Raw genomic sequence first — 12,740 nt, forward strand, 5'->3', positions numbered from 1 at the left:
AAGTTTCATTTGAAACTATAACTGCTTCTCTAAAGATAAAACTGCTTTTGCACAGCCTTCACCACCACCTTTAAATGAAAAAACTAAGTTGTAAACTCCAGCTTTTCGACAAACATAACTAAACTCGTCGTACGTTTTTCCATTGTATAAATTACTTGCTAAAACACGCGTATTATCTTTATCCTTTAGCTGTAAAATAATCTTATCGGCATTGGATGCTCCATTGACGACGTTAAATTTATACTGACTATTACTTTGCATAACAAATGAGAATTTGATATACCCGGTTTTTCCGTCTTTACTCTCTTTTACTAATTCTGCAGTAAAATCTTTAATATACTGGCTGCTGCCCATTTCTTTTATTGCAGCTTTTAATAAGTCATCCCCACACTGAGCATAACTCGAAACTGAAAACATAGTTAAAAGAAATAATAAACTATATAGTGACTTCTTCATTGGTTTTATTTTTAAGTGTTTGGATTATGAGGCAAAAATAAGATTTTTATAATATACTCAAACCTAAGACACAATGTAATCGCGTAAAGAATAAATTTCAGCAATAATACCAGCCAATTGTTCTGGAGTAATTTCAATGTGACTTACCTCATCCTGTACAATGATTAATTTACCATCTTTTTCAATTGTTTTCGGCTCAGTAAATTCGGTGGTGATCTTAATATCTTTATATGCCTCTTTTAATTTTCCAATACGACCAGCCAATTCAGCAAAATCAGGATCAGCATCGTAATTATTCAGAATAATCTCTAAAATATTAATAATATCCTTTTGCTCAGCAATTCTATTGATCAAATCTTCATCATTGGTCTGCTCAATTACTTTACTCGAAATGTATAATCCTTCGACCCAAGCACCAGTTACAATTAAAGATGATACATTACTACGCTTTTGATTACGTAAGTATGAATCCATTTTATTGAAACTGGAAATCGAAATCTGCATTAATGAATCCAAATTATTACTATTAGTAGCCAAACGTTTCAACGAATTAAAATCGAAGAATTGTCCAACTTTAATACCTTCGGCTAAGGACTTAATTGCAACTAAGTAAGATACAACAATTGTATTTTTGTCGTAAATATTAATGTAACCTAGGTCAGCACTATAAACACCTAAGTTCAATGCACGTTTATAACTTGTATTATAAGCATCAATTTGCTCCGAACTATTCAAAATCTTTTGTGAGAAATCAACTCCTGTTGACTTAATTAATGAAGCCATTTCAACAGGCGACGAAATATTCTGAATAACATCACTCATTACTTCTTCAGAAAGCTCTAAAGGAGCGTTGTTTGCCAATGAATCATTAAATGTTAATTCATCAGATGAAGATCCTTTTTTAGCAGATCCTGTACATGCAGATAATAAATAAAGACTCGCAAGTATTAGGGTTAAGTAATTGATTTTCTTAAACATATTTGTAATTTTTGATTCCAATTAAACAGATTATACTATTGAATACTATAAAAGGTTACTTTTTAAACAGTTTTAATTCACCTAAGAAGTCTAGTGATTTCTTCAGCAAATCGAAATATAGCACCAGATACATAAGTAGTGTCAACAACCAAACAACAGAAATATTGAACCACAAAGTGTCGAAATAACGACCAGCAAAATGTTTCTGAGGCGCCAAAAAGTGCGCTCGGTAATCCAAATAATGACTTGGCTCTGGAATTTGATATATTGGATCTACTACCTGTACCAGTTTATCGCCATCGCGTAAAATCTTGTTCTTATCAAATGTTTTACGAACAACATCTTCGATGCTTTCATTATGGTACTCATCTTTAATTCGATTAAATTTTTCTCTATTTCCCTTTAAATTGGACGAAATAAAACGATCAATTTTTGAATTTGCTTCCGTAAATATCTTTCCATAATGATCAAGAAGCGTTTCAAGATAGGCTTCAAGGTTGGAAGCAATCTCGGGTGTAAAATCTTTCGGATTTAACTGATCAAGATTATCAAAACCAATTACCGGTACTCGTTTGAGTTCTTTAGAAACTTCGTTATGTAATAATGCCAAATCATTTTCAAAAGCTTCGGCATTGTCCTCATTTACATTAAGGAAATGGCTACGGCACTTGTTAAGAATCTCCTGTAATTCAGGAATGTAATAAACTTGCTTAAAGTCAGAGCCACTCTGCTGTAACTCAACTTCAAAAATATTTTTCTTGTAATTATTGTGTTTATACTGATGCACCATCAAACCTTCATAAATATAACGAGATGGCATCGCCTCAGCAACAAATGGCACTTTATCAATACTGGTAAAATCTTTATTAAGCTTATCAAATGTAAACATGGCTCCACCCAATACCATCTGAGGTATCATTACTAAAGGAATTAGAATGTAGATGGTTACAATGGAGTTAAATGAGGCCGACAAGATTAAACCTAATATATTAGCAAAAGCTGATACTGAGAACAATGCTAGCCAGAACTCAAAGGTCATACCTTTAATACCCAATATATAATTGGCCACTGCAACAAATAGTAACATTTGTATGGCCGATAAGGTAAACAATAACAATACCTTTGACGCTAAATAACTCGAGCGACTAAGGTTTAAAAATGACTCTCTTTTTAATATTTTCGCATCCTTAAATATTTCTTCGGCACTAACAATTAAGCCAAAAAATAAGGAAACAATAATCCCCATAAAGAAGTATGGCGGAATGTTATCATTTTCCCTAAAAATATAGGTGTTGGACTCAGGGTCTACAATGTAGTGAATTAGGTAAGCTAGTATAAATCCTAATAAAGGTGCTTCAAGCAAGTTTAGTAGGATGTATTGTTTATTACTGATTTTTGCAAAGAAATCGCGCGTGGTGTAAATCTTGAATTGGTTAAACCACGAAGGGATACTCAATGATTTTGGAGGCGCTGAATCAACCCGTTCAATCTTCGGTAATTCAATATTCTCCTTGTAATGCTCATGCCATTCTTCGGGTTTAGTCTTCCGTTGATTGGTGTAATTTCCATATTCATCGATCACATTTGCATCGATAATATTAAAAATTAACTCTGGATTAAGGTTACCACATGTTCCACATTCTCCTTGATCACTATTGATTTGAGCATCTAAGCGCTTAAAATAAATAAGTGACTCACTTGGGTTACCATAGAATACTGGATAGCCACCAGTATCAAGGATAAACATTTTATCAAACATCTTATAGATGTCTGATGATGGTTGGTGAATTACAACATAGATTAACTTGCCCTTTAAAGCTAATTCACGAAGTAAATTCATTACGTTTTCCGAATCGCGAGATGATAAGCCTGATGTTGGTTCATCGACAAATAGCACACCTGGTTCACGAATTAACTCGAGTGCGATATTCAAACGCTTTCGTTGTCCTCCACTAATCATTTTATTTAATGGAGATCCAACCGTTAAATTACGGCGCTCATACAAGCCAAGGCTGGTTAATGTAGTATTAACCATTTCCGTAATTTCTTCCTTATTTTTATCCTTAAAGCAAAGTTTGGCGTTATAATACAGGTTATCAAAAACCGAAAGCTCTTCGATTAAAAGATCATCCTGAGGAATGTAACCGATAACACCTTCCACTTTATCATGATCCTTATGAAGATTGTAGCCGTTTATTAAAACTTCGCCCTCAGTTGGTGATTCATTACCGCACAATACATTAAGCAATGTGGTTTTACCAGCACCGCTGGCACCCATTATTCCAATCAACTTACCTTGGTCTTCGGATATATTTACATCACGCAAACCTATTCCGCCAGATTTAAATTGGAATTTTACATTTTTAACTTCGTAGGAAATGCGGGAAACGGACGAGTCAGACATAAAGTGCCCAACCACATCGGTGTAATAAACTGGTTGCCCCTTAGGTAATTTGATAAAACTTCCTTTAGGGAATAGGTATATTCGGCGATTGTTGATAAGCAGTCCATTCAAAAATAGATCCTGAGTACCAGTATAACGCACAAAATACAAGCCAGCGCTTTTTACTCTTAGAACAATAACATCTCCATCTAAAGCCCCTGTCTTAATATGGAGAGCCTTGTCTAAATTAGAATCCTTATCATTTACAATTAATACATCAGGAACATCTAACTTGTCCAACTCATTATTAACAGTATAGGATTCTATTGCGTCTATTTCTTCCTTTGGTAATTTAAACACATCGGCAACTGTATTAATAATTGCCATTCGCTGTTCGGTAAACTTTCGATCAGCATTTACCAATTCATATAAACGCAGAAGAACAACTACTTTTTGTTCTTTATTTAGCTTCTTATTTATCTTCTTACAAATTCCTAAAATCTTCACAGAATCCTTCATGGAGGTAAGTTTTACCTTACCTTCAGGCTCTTCTTTACCAAGCTTCGAATCTTTAGAGAATTTAAGAAAGAGGGAATAATATTCTTCAACAGCTTCGGCACTCAACTGCTGCTTCAAAAACGTTTTTACATATTCTGTTTCATTAGCTTCTACTCCACCATCCTGTTTGGCGATTAGGCCAAACAGTTGCATCAGCGCTTTCAGAATTTCTTCACTCATATTTTAAGAATAGGGGGTGTTGTTAGTCGGTATATGCGATGTATTCAAATTGGATTTCAACGATGTCAGCATACTCTTCACCAGCTTCTAACATGTCTTCTTCCTCCTCGTGATAATGCCAGTTAATAAGTACATCGTTTCCATTCTCTACTATTTCTTCAAATTTTAGAAGAATATCAAGAATAATTTTTGATGAAGCCGTATTGAAATATTCCAGCTTAAAGTTAAAAACTGTTTTATCATTTGGTGACTCTGAATACCCATCAATCCATTCAAGAATTGGTTCGTAAAACATATTGACATCTTCTGGTAATGAACGTCCAGAGATTTCAAATTGACCATTGTCTTTATCCAGAATTACATTGGGGGTGTCGTCAGTTCCCTTAATGTTAATAAGTTCCATATAGTGTAGATTTAAGATCGTTTAATAGTTGATGTTAAAATAAAAAAGCTCACCTCATCATTTAGCTCCTTAAACTGGAAATTTAGACGGCTACCTGATTTTTTAGCAATGTCAATAAAACCAAGACCAGCTCCTCCTTTTTCAGAGATTTTGCCTTCGCGCATTTGTTGTTTATACAAATCAGAAAGACCTTTCTTGTCAAGACTATTAACATGTTCCAAACTCTTTTTTAAATCCGGAACTTTTTCATTTTTAATCACATTACCTGTTATGATATTGTAACTTTCTTCTCCGTGACTAACCATCACAATGCCTCTGCGTTCATTTTCTTCTTCTTCAGTTAACGAATCAGCATGTTTACTAATGTTCTGGAGACACTCCACCATTACATTAAACACTTTTCGTTGAACAGAATTTGACTCTGACGTTTTGGCAAGACTTTTTTCAGTTAACGAGGTGAAAGTCTTAGTGATTTCCTGAGTCACTTCTCCTTCGTAAACTAAATTGATTTCATTGGTTTTCATGCTTTTGTACATCTGGTACGCAAAATCCAGAAAACCTTGATTTTCGTTAATTTTAGTCATTGTTTATAAGTGTGTTAAACTTTTAATACAGTTAATCCACATACTTTTTGTTCCACTTATGGACACAAAAATAAAAAGAAGCATTTGAACCCCAATAAAATATGGAGAATATTACTTCAATCATTATGTTTTAGTCTCATTTAAGTTCATAATCAGCAATAAAAGCAAGACGATGAATTAAATTACAAGATAGAAATTTAATTTATAACATCTACCTAGAAATGCTCTTACGGGAAAAAAAATGAATAGTTTGAAAAAAAGCACGAAAACTCCTTATTTGGCGGAGGAAAGGAGATTTTTTCATAGATGAACTATTTATAGTTCTTAGTTATCATCGATATTTTGCCAAAGACCACTCTTAGTCGAACTTATAGCTGCATCTAATACTTTTTGATTTAGTACCGCATCTTTACTCGAAAATGCTAATTCCGCATTTCTCAGAATAGCCCTTGCAAAATCTTTTACCATTAATCCATATTGATCCACAATATCAAACTTAATTTCGCGCTTTCCAATAGCTGTATTTACAGTTACAACAGCTGGCACATCGGCAAATGCATTAAATGGTAAATTCACTGTAATACTACCTGCAGTACCAACAATATCAACTTTCTGAAAGGCATCTGAGTTTGTGCTTATCTGAAACGTTGCCTTTGCGCTATCAAAATCCAAAATAGCGGTACTCATAACATCTGTTTTGAATTTTGGGTGATAACTCATTTGACAACTAATTTTTAAAGGCTCGCGCTGTAATATGAAACGCGGAACTGAAATGGCATAACAACCAATATCACGCATTCCACCACCCCCATATTCTACTATGTTTCGAATATTGGTTTCTGATTGATTATTGTACGAAAAAGAAGTGTGGATATAATTGATTTTACCAATATTATTTGTTCGTATATGATCATAAACAAATTGCCATTGAGGATGGTATTTATACATGAAGGCTTCCATTAAATATTTACCCTTATCGTCTGCTAACTGAACCAAACGTCTGGCTTCCTCGGTATTCATACAGAGCGGTTTTTCACACAAAACGTGCTTCCCTGCGTTTAGTGATTTCTCAATCCATTCCGCATGAAGGTGATTAGGTAGTGGTATATACACGGCATCCACATTGGGATCTTTTAGCAAGGCTTCGTAAGAGCCATAGCTGCGACGGATACCAAACTCTTTGGCAGCAGATTCGGACTTATTTATATCACGAGAAGCAATGGCAACCATATCAACCTCTGATAACTGACCAATCGGCAAAACCATTCGTTTAATAAAATGATTTGACACCCCTAATATCCCCAAACGTAACTTCTCCATTTTACTCCACTCTATAGTTGTACAAGTAATTATTACTTCCCGCCACTATTAAATTAAACTTGCTGGAAGATGATTTTAAAAAGCCTATGCTGAACCTGGACTTTCCTCGTAATGGGAAACCTACATAGGATTTACCATCGTAATTTAATAAATGAATTTGCTCATGTTCTGGTTGAGAAATTCCAAATTTGATATTATTCGCAGAAAAGTGATAAACATCTACATTTAAATCAATATTATTTTCAAATTCTTTCTTAAAGATTGGCTTTAGTTGATTGTTATATAATCTCAATTCTTTTTCTTGCGATAAAAGGTAATTAATTTTACCATTCTTCACGAAACAGTTCAAGCGATGATTACTGTCAATTTCTCCAATTGAATTAATATCGACATCGCCCGAAGCCAATTGTATTTTAACGATTTCGCCTTTGCTACTTGATGTAACTAAAGCATCCTTGCTGGTATTCTTACCTTCCAAAAAGAAAACACTATTCTTATTTCGCGAAAATGCTGTTTTTACGGGAACACGAATATTTCCTCTTCTATCAAGAATATAATTGTTGACATGGTCAGAAAAAGCAATATAGTCTTTATTGTTGCTTCTAAAGTGCTGAATACGCTGATTGACGACTCCTTCACTACCCTTAAACTTCCAACCAGGAACAATATTGCCTTTTTCATTATAGAGATAGACCTTTTTATTTTCGCAGCTAATAAAGAAACGATAATCCTTATTTTTGTCGTAGTCGACTACTGCCACTGGGTTGGTTGCGGGTGACGGCAAATTGACAGGAAAATTAGCCACATGGTTTCCATTCCGATCCAAAAGGAAAAGCTTATTCCTGGTATTAAATAAATATTGCAACTTATTGTTCTTGTAAAAATCAACTTGTTCGATTGCACCAAGAATAGGTTCATTTAATGGCTTCTTCCATAGTACTCGTCCGCTATTACTTAATAAATACAAGTTATTAGAAGCATCTTGTACGATAACTTCTCGCTCTTTGCTGTAATGATTTTTCACCAAAGCCGGCTTTAGTATAGCTGTGGAGTCTAATAAACTTTGCCATATGGTGCGAGGTTCAGAAGCTCTGGTTGGCAGATGTTGCAAATATAGCGTAGAATACATCATTGATCCAGTTCCACTTAACTGACATCCAATTGCATAAAAATTATTCAGGGCTTCCTTTTGCTCCGTTTTTAGCTGAGCAAATAATGGCGACATAGAATTCTCAAAAAACGTGGTCAGATGACCTGTTTCGCAATATAAAAACACATTGTCGCGCATGGAAAAATTCTCAAGATAATCCTGATGAACATTACTATTGCCCAATGTTTCTTTGAGCATGTTAGTATAAACAAACTGTTCTAATGTTTTTGTGGCATCGGCAAACACAATGTAATCCTTATAAAAAGTATAATATTTTTGAGGAACTTTAGGAAGGAAGGAATCAAATTGAGTTTTTAAAATATCATTAGGAAAACCTTTATAAATATCAAACGTTAGCTCACCATCCGGTCGATATGTTCGATATACCTTTTGACCGTTTGCAGTAATCTTTTCTAAAATCTGATTAATTGCTGCTTTTGTTCGTGATTGGCTATTAATCTCAAAAATCAAGCAACCATTATTTGCAATAGTTTGATGATCGTAATCAGAATACGCTAAGGCAAATTTACCGGTTAACTGACTAAAGTATTCCTTTTTAAAATCAATTTCATTCTGTTTAAAAAAAGATTGTAATTGTGTATAATTAGCATTCGTCTCCGATGAATTTTTGTAATAAGTACCTATTCGATCATAAACTTGTTCGCCATCTTTAAAGCTATACGATAAATAGGCTCTTGTTTTGGAAGGTAATACTTCGATTAAATTTGACTTTATTGGTTCAGCATTATTAAGCATTTGACTGTAAACACCATCTTCGCCTCCCGATAAAAAACCATTAAGCAATATTCCATCCGAACTGATATCTACATCTAATTCACCCCACTTAGATTGCTTTTCAAGTTTAGCTAATCTTTTATGCTCCGTTTTTAAAAAAGTAGGTTTCAATACATCTGAAATCCTTTGAAAGTTGACATAAACATTAATTGAAGCACTTTTTCCAGCCGTTTTCTTTATCTGTTGGAAATCTGATACAGCTGACCAATCCTCCTTACTTTTTAATTGTCTTAAACTCGATTCAACCAATAACTCAGATTGACTCAACAAGGCAAACCCACTATAAATTGACAAGAAAATACCATTTCCACTCACAGAATTATTTAATTCGTAGATTTTACTTCCGTTGTATTGGCGAGACGAAACGGAATAGTATTCAGGATTTAAATTATTTAAGAGTTCTTCGAGCTTAATGACTTCCTTTTTATTGCTAAATTGCACTATATAAAAAGCCTTTACATCCTCCTTCCCAACGGTATGAAGCGATGCACACATTGGTAATTTAGTAAAATCTTTTATCGAGCTTTCGCCGATGATATTAAGAGAATCAATATCTTTTAGAGGTTGAAGTGCCGCAGAAATTATGGTTGATTGAAATATATCTTCTTTAAAATCTGCTTTTTCAATTAATCGACTTTTCAGATAGTTAATATTCCTTGTTTTTATTATTATTCCTGCATTACTAGGAACAGCCCTTAAACAATCCTGCTGTTTATAACTTTTGTGTTGACTTAATTGATATAGTATACTAGCAAGTACTGCAACTGTAAGTAGGATAATTACAAAAGTCCAACTCCTTTTCATGCGCTTAATTAAATGTAAATAATTATTAGAGCCCTGTTTCTAATCTATGGTAAAATTATAAGTGATAAGTTAGTTGACCAAATTTCAGGGAATTTAGTTAGCGAACAATTAAAACTTTTGTAGTCTCAACTTGCGAACCATCTTCAGAGGATACATAAATTACGTATACTCCTGACTTGACTTTCTTTCCGCTAAAATTTGTTCCGTTCCAATAAGCTTTACCTCCCAAAGAAATAGTTTCATAAACCAACTTGCCGCTTACTGTTGTGATTTTAACATTACTATTTCGAACCAAACCAGTAATGGTTATATCTCCATGAAAATCTTCCCTGACAGGATTTGGATAGGCATAAATTTTATTAAAACTTGTCGCACCCTCACTAGCCTTTCCTTTAAAGGATACCAACCCTTTATCTGTTCCTATAAAAACATCTCCCGAAGATGGGTCAATCGCAATACTAAATATTCTGTTTGAAGGTAATGGGCTATTATCTACATTAAATGAATGAAATGTTTTCAGTCCATCACTTGAAATATGATATACACCGTTATTTTCGGTACCGAACCATTTTCGATCTGCTCCATCTACAGCCATGCATGTGATAATCTCTTTTTCCAGTAGGTAATCAGCCTCGTTACTTCCATCGTTACGAGGCACCTTAATTCGGCTTGCTACTGGATAATCTTCTTGAAAAATAGCCCATGGTCGATAATAAACCAATACTCCTTTATCAGTACCAATCCAAACGTATCCACTCTTATCTTCAGCGAGGCAATAAATTTTTCTTGTAATCTCTTGGGCAGATTCATTCCATAACCTTAACTGTCCTACATTTCTTTTGTCTGTTTCAGTGCTTGGGTGCTTAGGTCCTTTATAGATGTCATCCGTGTCATCGATTAAAGTACCATTTGGATTTATTACTAACAAGCCTTGACGATCTCGAAACGGGGTAGGAAATATTACAAATACATAATCATCCTTTGTAATTAATATTTGATTAGTACTATGATGCCCGCTCATTGTTTCATAAGTAAAGCTCTTCCAATTCTTAGAATCACCACTTTCTTTAACTTTAATGCCAGATGAAACCGAACTGTTTGACATCCAGATATTTCCATCACTATCTGAATCAAGCCCTCCCACTCTTGTATAGTTTGGTGCATACCCTGAAATATTTTCCAAAGCACTGTTATGTTCGTTATAATTCTCAAGTATTGAACTTCCTTCAATTTCGAATAAACCACTACCCCAACTTGACATATAAATCTGCTGATCGTTAATAGAGCTACTACAAAAGTTAAATGTATCCCACCAATACTGTTCCGTGTCTTGTTTGTCACTCCAGAAATGTATCCATCTATTATTATTTAAATAAGAGTATTCCACATTTCTTCTTAAATTATCAAAATCATTTGTCACACCTCCAGCAGATACATAAACCCCATCACTGGTACCTAAAATTCTAAACGCATTATTTGAATACGTACCATTGGGAACAAAAGAATAATCAGTGTTCCCTGATTTTACAACTAAACCATGCTGCTTATCACCAATGTAATACTTCTGATTTTTTTGAGAATATAAGCCATCGTTTACATTTATGCTCTCCACAACCTCTTCTTCAAATAGGTAATCTTCAATTTTCTCGATTTCTTCTAATTGTGTATTATATCGACTAATGGCTCTTAGCTCATTAATTACCAATTCAGAATTGTTTGAGTATATACTTCTATAGTTTGATTTTGAAGAAAAGAGCTGCCAACTATTTTCAGCACCTATAAATATTTCGTAGGGCTTATTTGATGTTTTTCTAACAGCCGCCATGCGATCTGCAAATCCAATTACAGAAACATATTCGTCGGAAACCCCAGTAACTTCTTGCCATGATTCAAAGTAAGCTATTTGTGGATCGTCTATGTCGGCTAAAAGTACCCCCCTTTCTGTGGCGGCATAAATATCATCTCCACTTATAGCTATTTGGTTAATTCGAAGGTTGGTAGAATTAATACCTAAATAATAGGTGTCTGCTATTTCTAATTTGTCAAGATCAATAAGCAGAATTCCAAACTCAACGCTACAATAAACTTGTCCATTATTAAAATAGAAATCGTTTATTTGTTTCGAACCCTGCATCTGTTTCTGTTTCAGTTCGGGGATATTAATAACTTGCTCTAGTGTAACTATATCAATATTACCATTAGTATAACCAACTATAACTTGATTATTGGGCAATGCACAAAGTGCAGATATATCAATATCGCTTAAACCGGAAACCTTACTTTTTGTAGAAAATACCTCTGATGTCTTATCATATATTAATAATCCTACCTCTGCCGAACAAAAAATATAATCTTCCGTTTCAACAATTCGAGTACAATTACGATAGGAAAAATGATCGGCCCAGTCACTATTGCTTTGAGCAAAGAGTGAAGATGCTAAAAATAAGATTCCTGCAATACATATTTGAAGCTTAAACGCCATAATTCTGCTTTAAAAACTTTATCAATTTTGCCACCGCTCTTGCTCTATGGCTAATTTTATTTTTTTCACTCAAAGGCATCTGTGCAAAAGAAACATCATACCCTTCTGGCTGAAAAATAGGATCGTATCCAAAACCTTCTTCTCCATTTTTATCCTTTAAAATCACACCCTTCACCTTGCCCTCAAACAACCACTCCTCTCCATCAATAATAAGTGCAACTACCGTTCTGAAACAAGCACTACGGTTATTAATATCTCGCAACTTATCAAGTACCTTTCCCATATTAGCTTCAGCATCTCTCTCTGGCCCTGCATAACGAGCGGAATACACACCAGGCACACCACTTAAGGCTTCTATTTCTAGCCCAGTGTCATCGGCAAAACAATTCTTCCCATACTTATCGTATATATATCGAGCTTTTTGAAGCGCATTTGCTTCTAGCGTACTTCCCGTTTCAGGTATATCGTCATTACAATTTATATCTGATAAGCTTTTTAATGCGAATAAATCTCCAACTCCTAGTTGAATTTCTTCTAGTTTATGTTGATTATTAGTAGCAAATATTAAATCCATTAAGATTGTTTTTTTACTTAAACGAATGAAACAGCAAAAGTATTTTAAACGATACGAAAATATAAACAAACAG

9 protein-coding genes are annotated in these 12,740 nt (G+C 34.2%); all 9 read right to left on the reverse strand.

The window, feature by feature from the left end; genetic code table 11:
* Positions 1-15 precede the first annotated feature (15 nt).
* The 9 genes from ACRD7B_RS12470 to ACRD7B_RS12510 all read right to left on the reverse strand — a co-directional run bounded on the left by ACRD7B_RS12470 (position 16) and on the right by ACRD7B_RS12510 (position 12,667).
* A complete protein-coding gene (locus ACRD7B_RS12470; RefSeq protein WP_430824898.1) occupies positions 16-456 on the reverse strand; it encodes a hypothetical protein in 441 nt (146 codons plus the stop codon).
* Positions 457-519: 63 nt separating this feature from the next.
* Positions 520-1,434, reverse strand: coding sequence for a hypothetical protein (locus ACRD7B_RS12475; RefSeq protein ID WP_430824899.1), 915 nt, complete (start codon positions 1,432-1,434; stop codon positions 520-522).
* 55 nt (positions 1,435-1,489) lie between these two features.
* Positions 1,490-4,555, reverse strand: a complete 3,066-nt coding sequence (locus tag ACRD7B_RS12480) for an ATP-binding cassette domain-containing protein (protein ID WP_430824900.1) — start codon at positions 4,553-4,555, stop codon at positions 1,490-1,492.
* Positions 4,556-4,577: 22 nt separating this feature from the next.
* Entirely contained in the window at positions 4,578-4,958 is a 381-nt protein-coding gene (locus tag ACRD7B_RS12485) for a DUF1987 domain-containing protein (protein WP_430824901.1), read from the reverse strand.
* An 11-nt stretch (positions 4,959-4,969) separates the two neighbouring features.
* Complete coding sequence (locus ACRD7B_RS12490; RefSeq protein ID WP_430824902.1) at positions 4,970-5,542, reverse strand: SiaB family protein kinase; 573 nt, start codon at positions 5,540-5,542, stop codon at positions 4,970-4,972.
* A gap of 324 nt (positions 5,543-5,866) precedes the next feature.
* The gene (locus tag ACRD7B_RS12495; RefSeq protein ID WP_430824903.1) at positions 5,867-6,862 is read right to left on the reverse strand and encodes a Gfo/Idh/MocA family protein; all 996 of its coding nucleotides are present in this window, start codon (positions 6,860-6,862) and stop codon (positions 5,867-5,869) included.
* Position 6,863: 1 nt separating this feature from the next.
* Positions 6,864-9,611 carry a DUF3352 domain-containing protein gene (locus ACRD7B_RS12500; RefSeq protein ID WP_430824904.1) on the reverse strand — a complete coding sequence of 916 codons (2,748 nt, stop codon included), beginning with the start codon at positions 9,609-9,611 and terminating at the stop codon, positions 6,864-6,866.
* A gap of 97 nt (positions 9,612-9,708) precedes the next feature.
* The gene (gene porZ / locus ACRD7B_RS12505; RefSeq protein WP_430824905.1) at positions 9,709-12,093 is read right to left on the reverse strand and encodes a type IX secretion system anionic LPS delivery protein PorZ; all 2,385 of its coding nucleotides are present in this window, start codon (positions 12,091-12,093) and stop codon (positions 9,709-9,711) included.
* Positions 12,083-12,667: a non-canonical purine NTP diphosphatase gene (locus ACRD7B_RS12510; protein WP_430824906.1), complete on the reverse strand. Its 585-nt coding sequence runs from the start codon at positions 12,665-12,667 to the stop codon at positions 12,083-12,085. The genes porZ and ACRD7B_RS12510 overlap by 11 nt, the downstream gene beginning before the upstream one ends.
* Positions 12,668-12,740 lie beyond the last annotated feature (73 nt).

It is taken from the genome of Carboxylicivirga fragile (assembly GCF_050589805.1).
Classification (GTDB): Bacteria; Bacteroidota; Bacteroidia; order Bacteroidales; family Marinilabiliaceae; genus Carboxylicivirga; species Carboxylicivirga fragile.

Excerpts from the sequence above, each read along its gene's own strand:
- ACRD7B_RS12470 (WP_430824898.1), bottom strand. The coding sequence starts at position 456 with ATGAAGAAGTCACTATATAGTTTATTATTTCTTTTAACTATGTTTTCA.
- ACRD7B_RS12475 (WP_430824899.1), bottom strand. The coding sequence starts at position 1,434 with ATGTTTAAGAAAATCAATTACTTAACCCTAATACTTGCGAGTCTTTAT.
- ACRD7B_RS12480 (WP_430824900.1), bottom strand. The coding sequence starts at position 4,555 with ATGAGTGAAGAAATTCTGAAAGCGCTGATGCAACTGTTTGGCCTAATC.
- ACRD7B_RS12485 (WP_430824901.1), bottom strand. The coding sequence starts at position 4,958 with ATGGAACTTATTAACATTAAGGGAACTGACGACACCCCCAATGTAATT.
- ACRD7B_RS12490 (WP_430824902.1), bottom strand. The coding sequence starts at position 5,542 with ATGACTAAAATTAACGAAAATCAAGGTTTTCTGGATTTTGCGTACCAG.
- ACRD7B_RS12495 (WP_430824903.1), bottom strand. The coding sequence starts at position 6,862 with ATGGAGAAGTTACGTTTGGGGATATTAGGGGTGTCAAATCATTTTATT.
- ACRD7B_RS12500 (WP_430824904.1), bottom strand. The coding sequence starts at position 9,611 with ATGAAAAGGAGTTGGACTTTTGTAATTATCCTACTTACAGTTGCAGTA.
- porZ (WP_430824905.1), bottom strand. The coding sequence starts at position 12,093 with ATGGCGTTTAAGCTTCAAATATGTATTGCAGGAATCTTATTTTTAGCA.
- ACRD7B_RS12510 (WP_430824906.1), bottom strand. The coding sequence starts at position 12,667 with ATGGATTTAATATTTGCTACTAATAATCAACATAAACTAGAAGAAATT.